Annotated in this window: 14 protein-coding genes; 12 read left to right on the top strand and 2 right to left on the bottom strand. The window is 72.8% G+C overall.

The genetic code is table 11. The features are described 5' to 3' along the window. Positions 1–19: 19 nt before the first annotated feature. Positions 20–745, top strand: coding sequence for a methyltransferase domain-containing protein (locus ABZ192_RS17620; protein ID WP_356925379.1), 726 nt, complete (start codon positions 20–22; stop codon positions 743–745). A 34-nt stretch (positions 746–779) separates the two neighbouring features. On the opposite strand, the gene ABZ192_RS17615 is transcribed toward ABZ192_RS17620, so the two are convergent. After that, the gene (locus ABZ192_RS17615) at positions 780–1961 is read right to left on the bottom strand and encodes a sugar diacid recognition domain-containing protein (RefSeq protein WP_356925378.1); all 1182 of its coding nucleotides are present in this window, start codon (positions 1959–1961) and stop codon (positions 780–782) included. 204 nt (positions 1962–2165) lie between these two features. Between ABZ192_RS17615 and ABZ192_RS17610 the strand changes: the two genes are divergently transcribed. The 11 genes from ABZ192_RS17610 to ABZ192_RS17560 all read left to right on the top strand — a co-directional run bounded on the left by ABZ192_RS17610 (position 2166) and on the right by ABZ192_RS17560 (position 14784). Further along, positions 2166–3095: a transporter substrate-binding domain-containing protein gene (locus ABZ192_RS17610; RefSeq protein ID WP_356925377.1), complete on the top strand. Its 930-nt coding sequence runs from the start codon at positions 2166–2168 to the stop codon at positions 3093–3095. A gap of 11 nt (positions 3096–3106) precedes the next feature. Continuing rightward, positions 3107–3862, top strand: coding sequence for an amino acid ABC transporter permease (locus ABZ192_RS17605; RefSeq protein ID WP_356925376.1), 756 nt, complete (start codon positions 3107–3109; stop codon positions 3860–3862). Then, positions 3859–4653, top strand: coding sequence for an amino acid ABC transporter ATP-binding protein (locus ABZ192_RS17600; RefSeq protein WP_356925375.1), 795 nt, complete (start codon positions 3859–3861; stop codon positions 4651–4653). Before ABZ192_RS17605 ends, ABZ192_RS17600 begins: the two co-directional genes overlap by 4 nt. Then, positions 4650–5921 (top strand): FAD-dependent oxidoreductase, encoded by a 1272-nt coding sequence (locus ABZ192_RS17595; RefSeq protein ID WP_356925374.1) that lies wholly within the window; start codon positions 4650–4652, stop codon positions 5919–5921. The genes ABZ192_RS17600 and ABZ192_RS17595 overlap by 4 nt, the downstream gene beginning before the upstream one ends. Positions 5922–6018: 97 nt before the next feature. Then, positions 6019–7110: a GDSL-type esterase/lipase family protein gene (locus ABZ192_RS17590; protein WP_356925373.1), complete on the top strand. Its 1092-nt coding sequence runs from the start codon at positions 6019–6021 to the stop codon at positions 7108–7110. A 76-nt stretch (positions 7111–7186) separates the two neighbouring features. After that, complete coding sequence (locus ABZ192_RS17585) at positions 7187–8020, top strand: M55 family metallopeptidase (RefSeq protein WP_356925372.1); 834 nt, start codon at positions 7187–7189, stop codon at positions 8018–8020. Continuing rightward, complete coding sequence (locus ABZ192_RS17580; protein ID WP_356925371.1) at positions 8013–9326, top strand: M20/M25/M40 family metallo-hydrolase; 1314 nt, start codon at positions 8013–8015, stop codon at positions 9324–9326. Before ABZ192_RS17585 ends, ABZ192_RS17580 begins: the two co-directional genes overlap by 8 nt. A 3-nt stretch (positions 9327–9329) precedes the next feature. Beyond that, the gene (locus ABZ192_RS17575) at positions 9330–11297 is read left to right on the top strand and encodes a prolyl oligopeptidase family serine peptidase (protein WP_356925370.1); all 1968 of its coding nucleotides are present in this window, start codon (positions 9330–9332) and stop codon (positions 11295–11297) included. Continuing rightward, positions 11294–12226 carry an LD-carboxypeptidase gene (locus ABZ192_RS17570; RefSeq protein WP_356925369.1) on the top strand — a complete coding sequence of 311 codons (933 nt, stop codon included), beginning with the start codon at positions 11294–11296 and terminating at the stop codon, positions 12224–12226. Before ABZ192_RS17575 ends, ABZ192_RS17570 begins: the two co-directional genes overlap by 4 nt. A 136-nt stretch (positions 12227–12362) precedes the next feature. Beyond that, entirely contained in the window at positions 12363–14159 is a 1797-nt protein-coding gene (locus ABZ192_RS17565; protein WP_356925368.1) for a CocE/NonD family hydrolase, read from the top strand. Between the two features lie 64 nt (positions 14160–14223). After that, positions 14224–14784, top strand: coding sequence for a GNAT family protein (locus ABZ192_RS17560; RefSeq protein WP_356925367.1), 561 nt, complete (start codon positions 14224–14226; stop codon positions 14782–14784). Between the two features lie 17 nt (positions 14785–14801). Here the strand turns inward: ABZ192_RS17560 and ABZ192_RS17555 are convergent, their stop codons facing one another. Beyond that, positions 14802–15149, bottom strand: a complete 348-nt coding sequence (locus ABZ192_RS17555; RefSeq protein ID WP_354746164.1) for a VOC family protein — start codon at positions 15147–15149, stop codon at positions 14802–14804. Between the last annotated feature and the right edge of the window lie 14 nt (positions 15150–15163).

Here is a 15163-nt window from a genome sequence, read left to right as displayed (position 1 = left end):
GACACCCTGGGGAGTGGGCATGAGCGTGACGAGCCGGTACCGGGAGGCCTGGGAGGGGTTCTGGCGGGAGGCGTCCGACGAACCGGGGGCGGTGATGTGGGACGCCGAGCCGGCCGTGACCGCCGGGCCGCATCTCGCCCTGTTCGAACCGCACCTGGCCGATCCCGCGCTGCCGCTGGTGGACCTCGGCTGCGGCAACGGCACCCAGACGCGCTTCCTCGCCGACCGCTTCCCGCGGGTCGTGGGCGCCGATCTGTCCGCCGCGGCCCTCGACCACGCCCGGCGGGCCGACCCGGCGGGGCAGGCCTCCTACCGGCAGCTGGACGCCGCCGAGAAGAGCGAGGCACAGGGCCTGCACGCCGACTTCGGCGACACCAACGTCTACATGCGGGGCGTGCTGCACCAGTGCGAGCCGGACGACCGGCAGGCGCTGGTCGACGGGATCGCCACGCTGGTCGGCGACCGGGGTCGCGCCTTCCTCGTGGAGCTGTCGGGGGCGGCCAAGGCGGTGCTGCTGGGGCTGGCGAGCGGCCCGGCCGGGCCGCCGCCCAAGCTCGCGCCCGTGTTCCGGCACGGCCTCGCACCCGGCGAGGTCTCCGACGACGCCGTACCCGCCTATCTGCGCTCGGCCGGTCTCACCGTCCTGGCGAGCGGGGAACTACCCCTGGTGACCGCGGAGTTCCACCCCGACGGCACGCGGATCGAGCTGCCCGCCAGGTGGCTGGTGGCGGGGCGTACGGCTTAGATGTCCCCACGTTGAAGGCCCTTGAGGCGGACGGTCAGCGGTCCGGGCCGCCCAGCCGGTCGGCCAGGCACGCCAGGTACAGCGCCATGGCCGTCCGGTGCTCGCGCAGCGGGCGGCCGGTGAGCTGCTCGATCTTGTTCATGCGGTAGACGACGGTGTTGCGGTGGATGTGCAGCGCCGTCGACGCCCGGACGAGGTTGAAGCCGCTCTCGCACCAGGCGGTGATCGTGTCCCGGAGGACCGGCCAGTCCGGCTGCTCCCGCAGCCGCGCGGCGGTCAGGTCGAGCAGCCGAGTGCGGGCGGACTGGCTCACCGCCGCCAGCAGCTGGTGGACCCGCAGGTCGCCGATCGAGTGGACGGTGGAGCTGCCGTCCACCCGGGCGCCCAGGCGCAGCGCGTCGCACGCGTCCTGGTACGAGTCGTGCAGAGCGCCGACGGAGGTGGCCGGTTCGCCGATGCCCGCGCGGGCGGTGAGCCCGTCCTGGGCGGCGATGACGTCCGTGACCCGGCGGCAGTCGGCGGCCGGCACGTCCGCCGGGGCCCGGGCCGGCAGCCGGTGCAGGACGCCGATCCAGCCGGGAGCCGTGCCGGCGACGATGTCCTGCGGATCGGCGAAGACGTCCCGGACCGTACGCAGCAGCTCGGAGCGGACCAGCGCCACGTCCCGCGCCCGGGCACCCCGACGGGCGCCCGCATCCGGCACCGTCACCTCGAACGCCACCGCGACCCGGCGCAGCCGCAGGTCGAAGCCGAGGTCGGCGGCCCGGAACATCAGCAGGTCGCCCTCCACGACCAGCGGGTCGTACGCGGCGATGTCGGTGAGCAGCTTCTCGGCCGCCCGCTCGGCGAGCAGCCGGGAGCGCAGCATCACCGACTCCCGGATCAGGATCTCCGTCTGCCGCTTCACCAGCAGCCCGAAGCGGCCCACCTGGGCGGGAGTGCCGGTGATCCCGACGGTCCCCACCGCCCGCCCGTCCGTGACCAGGGGCAGGGTGATCCCGGGCCGGACCCCGCGCAGCGACTGGGCCTGAGAGGCATTGTGCGTGGCGGGTTCCTTGCTGCGGACGACCTCGACGGACGCCTCGTGGAAGGTGCCGACGCGGCTGCTGTCGCCGCTGCCGATGACCATGCCCTCCGCGTCGGTGATCAGCACGTTGAAGCCGATGACCGCGGAGGTGTCCCCGGCGATCTCCTGCGCGAGTGACGGGCTCAGCATGGGCGATTCCTCCCGCCGAGGGCGGTCCGGGTTGGACGCACCGTACAGGGGAGGTGGGCATTCCGGCGACAAGTTCGTACGAAGTGAACGGTGACGCGCGGCGGGCCTGTGCCTAGCGTATGGGCCTCATCACCTCCCCGCCGGGAGCACAGTGTCCGGTGAATCGGCGGGATCCTCCAGCACCGAGACGGAAGGCCCGAGCCGATGATCCGTGTGCGCTCGCTCGCTCTCGCTTTGTCCGCGATGCTCCTGATGTCCACCGCCGCCTGCGGCTCGGGCGGGGACGACGCCCCGAAGAACGTGTCCGCCGAGGCCGCCGCGCTGGGCACGCTCACGCCCGGCGTCCTCAAGGTCGCCGTCCAGCCCTACGCGCCCTACACCAGCGTCCAGGGCGGCAGAATCGTCGGCCTCGACGGCGACATCCTCGCCTACGCCGCCAAGAAGCTGGGCCTGAAGATCGAGCCCGAGGTGACGGACTTCGCGGGCATGCTCGCCGGGGTGCAGTCCCGCCGGGTCGACATCACCGTCGGCGGCGTCGCCTGGTCCGCCGACCGGCAGAAACAGGGACTGTTCACCGATCCGCCCTACTACTCGCCCCCGGCGATGGCCGTCCGCAGCGGCAAGACGTACAAGACGGTCGGTGACCTGGAAGGCCTGAACCTGGGCACCGTCGAGGGTTACGTCTGGGTCAAGTCCATCCAGGCCGTGCCGGGCGGCAAGCTGCACGCCTACCCCGACGCCAACGGCGTCTTCGACGACCTGGGCGCGGGCCGGGTCGACGTCGGCTTCCTCGACCCGCTGATCATCATCGCGGCGCAGAAGCAGCGTCCGGAGCTGAAGATCGACACCCAGTACCTGACGCCGCCGACCGCCGCGCAGGTGAAGGCCAAGCCCGCCTACGCGTACTTCCAGCCGTACCAGACCGGCTTCTACCTGCCGAAGAAGGCCACGAAGCTGGAGCGGGCGATCTCCGCGCAGATCGACGCCATGTACGAGAACGGCGAGCTGGACAAGCTCGTCCGCAAGTACGGCGGCGACCCGAAGCAGTTCCTCGTGCCCGCCGCCGACGTCGCCACGGCCCGCCGCGGCGTGGACCGGCCCAAGGACTGGACGCCCCCGTCCATCGCCCAGTGAAAGCAGCCGTCATGTCCGGTCTCTTCGAGGTGCCCTGGTCCGACTACCGGCCCGATCTGATCTCCGCGCTCGGGCGCACCGTGTCCTATACGGTCGTCAGCTTCGCGGGTGCGGTGCTGCTCGGCCTGGCCGTGGCGCTGCTCCGGCTCAGCAAGGCCTGGCCGGCACGCGCCCTTGCCGCCGTCTACACCGAGGTGTTCAAGAACATCCCGCTGCTCGCCATCATCTTCCTGACCTACTTCGGCCTCGCCTCGGCCGGGATCCGGCTGGACGTCTTCACGGCCGGCTGCCTCAGCCTGATCGTCTTCTACGCCGCCTACCTGTCCGAGATCTTCCGCGCCGCGATCAGCGGCGTGCACGCCGGGCAGACCGAGGCCGGCGAGGCGCTGGGAGTCGGCAGGACCGGCATCTTCGGCCACATCGTGCTGCCGCAGGCCCTGCGCCTGGCCCTGCCCGGCACCAACACCATGCTCGTCGACCTGCTCAAGTCCACCTCGCTGCTGGTCACCGTCTCCGCCGCGGAGCTGATGTCCGAGGGGCGGCTCATCACCTCGGCCACCTTCCGGGCCCTGGAGGTGTACCTGGTCATCGCGGCGATCTACTTCGCCCTGTGCTACCCGCTGTCCCAGCTGCTCCTCCTCCTGGAGCGCAAGGTCCGGTCGGGAGTGCCCCTGTCGCCGTGGCGACGGCGGCGCCTGCGGGCGGCCCGCGCCCTGCTGGCCGCCGAGCCGGCCGCCGCCGTCGCCGTGAAGGAGGTTTCCGCATGACCGAGTCAGTGGCCGCGGCGACGCCCGCCACCCGGGCCTCCTCCCAGGCCGTCATACGGATCGAGGGGCTGTGCAAGTCCTTCGACGGCCGGCTCGTGCTCGACCGGGTGAACCTGGAGGTCGGCCGGGGCAGCATCGTCAGCGTCATCGGGCAGAGCGGGGGCGGGAAGACGACCCTGATGCGCTGCGTGAACCTGCTGGAACGCCCGGACCAGGGCACGGTCGAAGTCGCCGGGGAGGTCGTCCACCAGGGCGGCCGCATGGTCTGCCGCGACCTGCCCCGGCTGCGCCGCACCGTCGGCATGGTCTTCCAGCGGTTCCACCTGTTCCCGCACCTGACCGCCGTGGAGAACGTCGTGCTCGCCCAGCGCAAGGCGGGAGTGCCCGAAGCGCAGGCCCTGGAGCGGGCCGTGGCGTTGCTGCGCCGGGTCGGGGTGGCCCACCGCGCCCTCGCCCAGCCCGAGCAGCTCTCCGGCGGTGAGCAGCAGCGCGTCGCCATCGCGCGGGCCCTCGCCCTGAGGCCCGAGGTGCTGCTCTTCGACGAGCCGACCTCCTCCCTGGACCCCGAGGCGACCCGGGAGGTCCTCAGCGTGATGCGCGAACTGGCCGCCGACGGGATGACGATGCTGCTCGTCACCCATGAACTGCCCTTCGCCCGGGAGGTGTCCGACCACGTCGTGTTCGTCGACGGCGGCCGGATCGTGGAGGAGGGCCGGCCCGAGGACGTCCTGGACACTCCCGCCGAGGCCCGCACCAGGGAGTTCCTCGCGTCGTACGGGAACGCGTCATGAGTTCCGTGGACCCCGTCGTCGTAGTGGGCGGCGGCGTGGTCGGGCTGTGCACGGCCTACTACCTGGCCGCCGCGGGGCTGCCGGTGGAGGTCGTCGAGCGGCGCCGGCTCGGGTCCGGGGCGTCCCGGGGCAACGCCGGCTGGGTCTGTCTCAGCCACTCGACGCCGGTGCCGGCCCCCGGCGTGGTGCGCTACGCCCTGCGCTCGCTGGGCCGCCCGGACTCCCCGCTCTACCTGCGGCCGCTCCCTGATCCCGCGTTCGTACGGTGGCTGTGGCGGTTCTGGCGCAGCAGCACCCCGGCCGTCTTCAAGCGCGGCTACGCGGCGGTCGCCGAGCTGAACCGCGAGACCTTCGGCCTGTTCGACGGCATGCGCGAGGCCGGGGTGGACACGACGCTGACCCGGCCCGGGATGGTGCACGCCTTCCTGTCGCCTGCCGAGGCCCGGCACCACCTCGCGATCCAGCGGGAGATGGCGGACGGGCACTACCCCGTGCCCGACGACATCGTCACGGGCGCCGAGGCGCACCTGCTGGACGGGGCGCTGTCACCGGCCGTGCGCGCGGCCTATCTGGTGGCGGGGGAGGGGGTCGTCGACCCGGAGGCGTTCGCGCGTGCCCTGGGCGAGGCACTGGCCGCCGCGGGTGTGAAGATCCACGAGAACTCCGAGGTCACCGGGTTCCGGACGGAGGGCGGCCGGGTCACCGCCCTGCGCACCGCCGACACCGAACTGCCGTGTGCGGCGGTCGTCGTCGCGGCGGGCATGCGCTCGCCGGATCTGCTCGGGTTCCTGGGGCACCGTCTGCCCCTCCAGGCCGGGAAGGGCTACAGCTTCTCGGTGGACCTGGATCCGGCGCCCCGGCACACGCTGTACTTCGGCGAGCGCCGGGCCGTCGCCTCACCGATCGGCGGCAGCACGCGGATCGGCGGCACGATGGAGCTCAGCGGCAACAACAACCGCCTCGACTGGCGCCGTATCGTCGCGGTCGCCCTGGCGAGCCGGCACTACCTGGGCCGCTGGTTCGACGACCCGGACGACCTGGTCGGCCTGATCCGGGACCCCTGGGTCGGCGGGCGGCCGTTCCTCCCCGACGGGCTTCCGGTGATCGACCGCGTCCCGGGGCACGACAACGCCTTCGCGGCCACCGGCCACGGCATGCTGGGGGTCACCCTGGGCCCGGTCACCGGGCACCGGCTCGCCCAGTACATCGCCACCGGGCGGCGGCCCGAGGCCCTCGTGCCCTTCGGCTTCGACCGGCTGCGGAGCTGAGCGCGACGCGGTCTGGTGGGCGGGGATTTTGTCGATGTACGGTCATGTCGCCCCGATCCGTGCACCTGCCTCGTCCCCCCGGAGGACAGTCATGCCGATGCCCTGGTTACGGATGCTGGTCGCGTCGACGGCGGCCTTGGCGCTGGCCGGTCCGCCCGCCGTCGCCACCGCCGCCCCGCCGGACCGGGACGGGGTGCGCGCGAGCGTGCACACCGCCGGGCGGGTCAAGGACGCCGGGGACGTGCTCCAGTACAGCTGGCCCGGCGTGTACTTCGAGGGCCGGTTCCGCGGCACCGGCGTGGGCGTCGTGCTCGACGACCCGGCCGCCGACTACGACGTCCAGATCGACGGAACCACCGTCGCCACCCTCGTCACGCCGGGCAGGACCACCCAATGGATCAAGGGTGTGCGCGACGGCGTGCACACCGTCCGGCTCGTCAAGCGCAACGACACCCCCTGGAGCACCAGCTCGTTCGGCGGCTTCGTCGCCGCGCCGGGCGGCGCCGTCCTCGGCGGACCGGCCGCGCGCAACCGCCAGATCGAGTTCGTCGGCGACTCCCTCACGGCGGGCTACGGCAACCTCTCGACCTCCCGCGACTGCACCGGCGAGCAGGTCGCCCGCACCACGAACGCCGATGTGAGCTACGGCGCCCTCACCGCCCGCCGTCTGCGCGCCGACTACCAGATCAACGCGTATTCCGGCCTGGGCATGGTCCGCAACTACAACGGCGGCACGCCGGAGGTGAACTACCGCACCTTCTACGACCGCGCGCTGCTGAACGCGCCCGGCGACGTCTGGCAGAACCCGGGCACCTGGCGGCCGCAGCTGGTGGTGGTCCACCTCGGCACCAACGACTTCTCGACCCCCGTCAACCCGGGCGAGCCGTGGACGCAGGAGAGCCTCGCCGCCGCCTACCGGAGCGCCTACAGCGGTTTCCTGCAGAAGCTGCGGGCGCGCTACGGCCCCGGGACCACCCTCCTGGCCGTCGGCGCCGGCCCGTTCGCCGGACACGTCCAGCAGGTGGTCGAGGAACGCGCGGGCGCGGGCGACCGCCGGGTCCGCTACTGGCGCCTCGACGACACGGGCCTGGACTACACGGGCTGCCACTGGCACTACTCGGCCCGCGACGACCGCCTGCTCGCCGACCGGCTCACCGCGTTCATCACCGACCTGCCGATACGGTGGTGACATGTCGTAGCCGGTTCCGCCCGCAGCGCGTAACGTGACGAACCATGAAGATCTCCATCCGGGGGGACGGCTCGTCATGAGAATCCTCATCAGCGCCGACATGGAGGGCGCCACCGGCGTCACCTGGCCCGACGACGTGCTGCCGGGCGCCTCGCAGTGGGAGCGCTGCCGCTCGCTGCTCACCTCGGACGTCAACGCCGCCGTGCTCGGCTTCCACGACGGCGGCGCCGACGAGGTCGTCATCAACGAGGCGCACTGGACCATGCGCAATCTGCTGCTGGAGCAGCTGGACGAACGGGCCCAGCTGCTCACCGGGCGGCACAAGGCGCTGTCCATGGTGGAGGGCGTGCAGCACGGCGACGTGGACGGCATCGCGTTCGTCGGCTACCACGCGGGCGCCGGCATGGAGGGCGTCCTCGCGCACACCTACCTCGCGAACCAGATCACCGGCGTGTGGCTGAACGACGTACCGGCGAGCGAGGGGCTGCTCAACGCCCATGTCGTCGCCGAGTTCGGGGTGCCGGTCGTGCTGGTCACCGGGGACGACGTCGCCTGCGAGGACGCGCTCGGGTACGCGCCCGAGGCGCTGAAGGTCGCCGTGAAGGACCACGTCTCGCGGTACGCCGCCGTGTGCCGCACGCCCGCCAGGACCGCTGCCGACATCCGGGCTGCGGCCAAGGAGGCGGCCTCGCTGGCGGTACGTCACGAACCCGTGCGCGGCGGCCCGTTCACCGTCGCCGTGGAGTTCGACGCCGAGCACCTGGCCATGGCCGCCACCGTCGTGCCGGGTGTGGACCGGATCGGGGAGCGGAAGGTGGCCTACACGAGCGAGACCATGTACGAGGGCATCCGCGCCTTCAAGGCGGTCACCACGATCGTCTCGGCCGCGGTGGAGGAGCAGTATGGCTGAGCAGCCGGACCGGCAGGCGCTGGACGAGGTCGTGACGTTCACGTCCGCCCTGATCCGGATCGACACCACCAACCGGGGCGGGGGCGACTGCCAGGAACGGCCCGCCGCCGAGTACGCCGCCGCGCGGCTCGCCGAGGCCGGCATCGAGCCGACGCTCCTGGAACGCACCAAGGGCCGCACCAACGTCGTCGCCCGCGTCGAGGGCACCGACCCCTCGGCCGACGCGCTGCTGCTCCACGGCCATCTCGACGTCGTTCCCGCCGCGGCCGCCGACTGGAGCGTGCACCCGTTCTCCGGGGAGATCCGCGACGGCGTCGTCTGGGGGCGCGGCGCCGTCGACATGAAGAACATGGACGCGATGATCCTGGCCGTGGTGCGTGCCTGGGCGCGCCAGGGCGTCCGCCCCCGGCGGGACATCGTCATCGCGTTCACCGCGGACGAGGAGGCCAGCGCCGAGGACGGCTCCGGGTTCCTCGCCGACCGCCACTCCGCGCTGTTCGAGGGCTGCACCGAAGGCGTCAGCGAGTCGGGGGCCTTCACCTTCCACGACGGCGCCGGGCGGCAGATCTACCCCCTGTCGGCCGGTGAGCGGGGCACCGCCTGGCTGAAGCTCACCGCGCGCGGCCGGGCCGGGCACGGCTCCAAGGTGAACAAGGACAACGCGGTCACCCGGCTCGCGGCCGCGATCACCCGGATCGGCGAGCACGAGTGGCCGCTGCGCCTGACCCCGACCGTGCGCGCCGCGCTCACCGAACTCGCCGCCCTGTACGGCATCGAGCCCGACCTGACCGACGTGGACCGGCTGCTCGACAAGCTCGGACCGGCCGCCCGGCTCGTCGAGTCGACCGTCCGCAACAGCGCCAACCCGACCATGCTGGACGCCGGTTACAAGATCAACGTGATTCCCGGGGAGGCCGTGGCGCACGTGGACGGCCGGTACCTGCCCGGCGGCGAGGACGAGTTCCGCGAGACCCTCGACCTGCTCACCGGGCCGGACGTGGAGTGGGAGTTCCACCACCACGAGGTGGCCCTCCAGGCGCCGGTGGACTCGGCGACGTTCGCCCGGATGCGGGCCGCCGTCCAGGAGTTCGCCCCGGAGGGACACGTGGTGCCGTACTGCATGTCCGGCGGCACGGACGCCAAGCAGTTCTCCCGCCTCGGCATCACCGGCTACGGCTTCACACCGCTGAAGCTGCCGGAGGGCTACGACTACAACGCCATGTTCCACGGCGTCGACGAGCGGGTCCCCGTCGAGGCGCTGCACTTCGGCGTCCGCGTGCTCGACCGGTTCCTGCGCACGGCCTAGGGGGTGGGGGAGACGGTGCGGACACTGCCGTACGGGTCGTGGCCCTCGCCCATCGACGCGGCCCTGGCCGCCGCGCACGACGGGCACCCGGAGTACGTGGGGTTCGTCGGCGACGAGGTGTGGTGGACCGAACCGCGCCCCGCCGAGGCGGGCAGACGCACCCTGGTGCGGCGGCACGCCGACGGTACGGAGGAGTCGCTGCTGCCCGCGCCGTGGAACGTGCGCAGCCGGGTCATCGAGTACGGCGGGCACCCGTGGGCGGTCCTCGCGCAGGACGACGGCCGCCCGCTGGTGGTGTTCGTGAACTTCACCGACCAGCGGCTGTACCGGTACGAGCCGGGCGGCGAGCCGCGTCCGCTCACGCCCGTGTCCGACGTGGGCGCGGGACTGCGCTGGGCGGAGCCGCAACTGCGGCCCGAGCGGGGCGAGGTGTGGTGCGTGCTGGAGGAGTTCACCGGCCCCGGACCCACCGATGTGCGCCGCGTCCTGGCCGCCGTACCGCTGGACGGCTCCGCCGTCCGGGACCGGAACGCCGTACGGGAACTCACCGACGACCGGCACCGGTTCGTCACCGGGCCGAAGCTGTCGCCCGACGGGCGGCGGGCCGCCTGGCTCGCCTGGGACCATCCGCGCATGCCGTGGGACGGCACCGAACTGCTCCTCGCCGACGTCGGCCCGGACGGCACCCTGCACGGCGCCCGGACCGTCGCCGGCGGGCCGGAAGAGTCCATTGCCCAGGCCGACTTCACCCACGACGGCCGCCTGCTGCACGCGAGCGACCGCAGCGGCTGGTGGAACCTCTACCTCGACGGGGAGCCCGTGTGCCCGCGCGAGGAGGAGTTCGCCGGGGCGCTGTGGAAACCGGGGATGCGCTGGTTCGCGCCCCTCGACAGCGGTCTGATCGCCGTCGTGCACGGCCGGGGCGCCACCGCCCTCGGCGTCCTGGACCCCGAGACCGCCGAGGTCGTCGACGCGGCCGGGCCCTGGACCGAGTTCGCCGCAACCCTCGCGGCGCACGGCGAGCGGGTCGTCGCCGTGGGGGCCAGCCCGCGCAGCGCCTACGAGGTCGTCGAGCTGGACACCCGCACCGGCCACGCCCGCGTCATCGGCGCCGAACACGACGACGCCGTGGACCCCGCGTACTACCCCGAGCCGCAGATCCGCACCTTCACCGGCCCCGACGGACGCGACATCCACGCCCACGTCTACCCGCCGCACCACCCCGGCTGCGTCGCCCCCGCCGATGAACTGCCGCCGTACGTCGTCTGGGCGCACGGCGGGCCCACCGGACGCGCGCCGCTCGTGCTCGACCTGGAGATCGCGTACTTCACCTCGCGCGGCATCGGCGTCGCCGAGGTCGACTACGGCGGCTCCACCGGCTACGGCCGCGCCTACCGCGAACGGCTGCGCGAGCAGTGGGGCGTGGTCGACGTGGAGGACTGCGCCGCCGTCGCCCTCGCCCTCGCCGACGAGGGCACCGCCGACCGCGACCGGCTCGCCGTCCGGGGCGGCAGCGCGGGCGGCTGGACCGCCGCCGCCTCGCTCACCACGACCGACGTCTACGCCTGCGGCACGATCAAGTACCCCATCCTCGACCTCACCGGCTGGGGCACGGGCGAGACCCACGACTTCGAGTCGCACTACCTGGAGAGCCTGATCGGGCCGCTCGCCGACGTGCCCGCGCGCTACACGGAGCGCTCACCCGCCACCCACGCCGACCGCCTCCACGTGCCGTTCCTGCTGCTCCAGGGCCTGGACGACGTGATCTGCCCGCCCGTCCAGTGCGAGCGGTTCCTGGCCCGGCTGGGGGACCGGCCGGTGCCGCACGCCTACCTCGCCTTCGAGGGGGAGGGACACGGATTCCGGCGGGCGGAGACCATGGTGCGCGCCCTGGAGGCCGAACTCTCCCTGTACGCCCAGGTGTTCGGACTGAACCCGCCCGGCGTCCCGACCCTGGAGCTCGACAAGTGAGACCTCTGTTGCGACCGCCCCGACTCCGCCCCGGCGCCCGCGTGGCCGTCGTCGCGCCCAGCGGGCCGGTGCCCGAGGCGCGGCTCCAGGCCGGGCTCGACGTGCTGCGCGGCTGGGATCTCGACCCCGTGGTGGCACCCCATGTGCTCGGCCGCCACCGGGAGTTCGCCTACCTGGCCGGTACGGACGCCCAGCGGGCCGCCGACCTCCAGAACGCCTGGTGCGACCCGGCCGTCGCCGCGGTGCTGTGCGCCCGGGGCGGATACGGGGCGCAGCGCATGGTGGACCTGCTCGACTGGGAGGCGATGCGGGCGGCGGGCCCGAAGGTGTTCGCCGGGTTCAGCGACATCACCGTCCTGCACCAGGCGTTCGCCACCCGCCTGGGACTGGCCACCCTGTACGGACCGGCGGCGGCCGGTGTCGACTTCCTCAAGAACGCCCGGGCGCAGGAACACCTCCGGGCGACGCTCTTCGAGCCCGAGTCGGTGCGGACCGTCACCGCCGTGTGCCCGGGCGGCACCGCGCTGGTGCCAGGGCGGGCCCGTGGCGTCACCCTGGGCGGCTGCCTCAGCCTGCTCGCCAGCGACCTCGGCACCCCGCACGCCCTCGCCGGTGCCCGGGGCGGGCTGCTGCTGATCGAGGACGTGGGCGAGAGCCCGTACCGCGTCGACCGGTATCTGACCCAACTCCTGCGCACCGGCTGGCTGGACGGAGTCGCCGGGATCGTGCTCGGCTCCTGGGCGGCGTGCGGTCCGTACGAGGAGCTGCGCCCGGTGCTCGCCGACCGGCTCGGCGGCCTCGGCGTCCCGGTCGTGGAGGAGTTCGGGTTCGGGCACGGCGAGGGCGCGCTGACGATGCCGCTCGGTGTCCCGGCCGAACTGGACGCCGACACGGGCACGTTGACGCTCGACGGGCCGGCCCTGAGCTGAGCACGCCGCTACTGAAATCCTGTCAAGAAACCCTTGGTTCGGTGATTGACGGCCCTTGACACGTGTCACACCATGACTACCGGCCAGTACCTACTGGTCGGTATCCGGGTTGTCCAGGTTGTCTTTCCCCCTCACCGTGGAGGTCCGTGTGTCCCGACGCGTGCCCAGAACCCGTGCACCCCTCGCTCTCGCTCTGGGCGCCGCCCTGGCCGCCCCCCTCGCCCTCGGCCCACCCGCCTCAGCGGCCGACCCCTACACCGTGACCCCGCTGAAGTTCACCGTCCAGGCCGGCGGCCGCTCCTGCACGGTCGACGCCGACCTGTACCGCCCCGCGGGTGTGGACCGGAACCACCCGGCACCCGCCGTGCTCGGCACGAACGGCTTCGGCGGCAGCAAGTCGGACGGTTCGACGGACACCATCGGCAAGGCCTTCGTCCGGCGCGGCTACGTCTCCCTCGTCTACTCCGGGCTCGGCTTCGGCCGCAGCGGCTGCCTCGTCTCCCTCGACGACCCGGCCATCGACGGCGCCGCCGCCGCGCAGCTCGTCGACTTCCTGGGCGGCAAACGCGCCGCCGACGACGGCACCACCGCCGACTTCGTCACCCTCGACGCCCCCGGCGACCCGCGCGTCGGCATGATCGGCGGCTCCTACGGCGGCGCCGTCCAGCTCGCCACGGCCTCCGTCGACCACCGCCTCGACGCACTCGTCCCCATGATCACCTGGAACGACCTGGCGTACTCGCTGGACCCCAACAACGCCGTCGGCAGCGCCGGCGTCCCCGGCGTCTTCAAGTGGCAGTGGACCAACGGCTTCTACCTCATCGGTGAAGGCCAGCCCCTGCTCCAGCCCAGCCTCGGCCCCTCCCGCATCAACTCCCTGGCCTGTCTGCACTTCGTCACCCAGGCCTGCCGGACCGTCCACACCCTCAACTCCGGCAGCTACCCCGCCGACCGGACCGCCGAGCTGCTCGCCTTCGCCCACCGCGTCTCCCCGGCGTCCTACCTGCACCGCGTCAAGACGCCCACCCTGCTGGTCCAGGGCCAGGCCGACACCCTCTTCAACCTCAACGAGGCCACGGCGACGTACCGGACACTCCGGGCCCAGGGCACCCCCGTGAAGATGATCTGGCAGTCCTGGGGCCACAGCGGCGGCCTCACCGGCCCGGCAGCCGCCGGTGAGCTGGACCTGTCGAAGGGCAACCTGGAGACCAGCTACGTCGGCCGCCGCGTCCTCGCCTGGTTCGACCGCCACCTGCGCAAGCGGACGGACGTCGACACCGGACCGGCCTTCGCCTACTACCGCGACTGGGTGACCGACCCGGACCGCACCTACGCCACCGCCGACCGCCTCCCCGCGCTCAACCGCACCCTGTACCTCTCCGGCGACGGCAAGCTCGTCGACAACCGCGGCAAAGTGGCCCGCGGCACGCGCGGTTACACCAACTGGCTGATCCCCACGAGCCATTCGGAGAGCTCGCTGGCAGGGCTCATCGGGCTGCGGGACTCACCACCGCGCGACACGAAGGGCACCTACCTCGACTGGACCAGCGAGCCGCTGGTCCGCCCCCTCGACGTCGTGGGCGCGCCCCGGGCCACCCTCAAGGTGCACTCCCCGAAGGCCGAACGCACCCAGAACTCCGCCGACGCGGCCGACAAGCTCGTCCTCTTCGCCAAGATCTACGACGTCGCCCCCGACGGCACCCGCACCCTCGTGCGCCGCCTGGTCGCGCCGGTCCGGGTGCCCGACGTGACCAAGAGCTTCACCGTCACCTTGCCCGGCGTCGTGCACCGGTACGAGACCGGGCACCGGCTGCGGTTCGTGATCGCGGCGAGCGACGACGCCTACTTCGGCAACCGGGGGACCAAGCCGGTGACCGTGGTCGGCGGACCGGGCGAGCCCGGCGTGCTCCGGCTGCCGGTCGCCGGGTCCTGAGGCCGTCGGGTCCTGAGGCCGTCGGGTTCTGAAGGGACACCGCCGGCGCGGTTACTGTGGCGGGGTGCCGCACAACGCATCCCGCTACCTCGCCGAAGGCCCCCGGGTGGGCATACGCCACTTCACCTACGAGGACGGTGCCGAGTTCACCGCCCGCGCCCGGGAGAGCAAGGACCTGCACCAGCCCTGGCTCTTCCCGCCGGACAGCTCACCCGCGTACACCGCGTACGTGGGCCGGCTGATCGAGGACCCGTCCAAGGCGGGCTTCCTGGTCTGCGAGAAGGCCGACGGGTCCATCGCCGGGTTCATCAACATCAACAACATCGTCGAGGGCGGCTTCCAGTGCGGGACGCTGGGCTACGGCGCCTTCGCGCACGCCGCCGGGCGGGGGCTGATGCGCGAAGGGCTGGACCTCGTGGTGCGGTACGCCTTCGGCCCGATGCGGCTGCACCGGCTGGAGATCAACGTCCAGCCCCGGAACGCCGCGTCGATCGCCCTGGCCCGCAGCCGCGGATTCCGCCTGGAGGGCTTCTCGCCGAACATGCTCTTCGTCGATGGAGCCTGGCGCGACCACGAGCGCTGGGCGATCACCGCCGAGATGATCGAGGAGCCGGGGCGGCGCTGAGCAGGCCCCGGCCGGGATCACGCCTGGCGGTCCACGTACTCGTAGACCGACCCGTCCGGATGCAGGACGATCAGGTTGCGGCCCGCCGGGGAGGCGATGGGCCCCGCGATGATGTGGGCGCCCAGCTCGGTCAGCACCTTGTGCGTCTCCTCGACGTCCGTCACGGCGATCGTGGCGGCCACCTTGCGCAGCACCTCCAGTTCGGCCGGGGGACCGCTCATCAGCAGGAAGCAGCCGATCGCCGCCACCTGGACACCGCCCCGTTCGAAGCGCTGGGCTCTGCCGCCCGCCAGCCGCTCGTAGAAGGGAATCGCGGTCTCGAGGTCGTCGACGCAGACGCGCAGTGTGGCACCCAGAATCTCCATGGGGACGAGCCTAG

The sequence above is a fragment of the Streptomyces sp. NPDC006235 genome (assembly GCF_040613735.1).
Taxonomy (GTDB): domain Bacteria; phylum Actinomycetota; class Actinomycetes; order Streptomycetales; family Streptomycetaceae; genus Streptomyces.
Note: the sequence above shows the minus strand (reverse complement) of the source record. Positions and strands in the feature narration are given on the sequence as shown.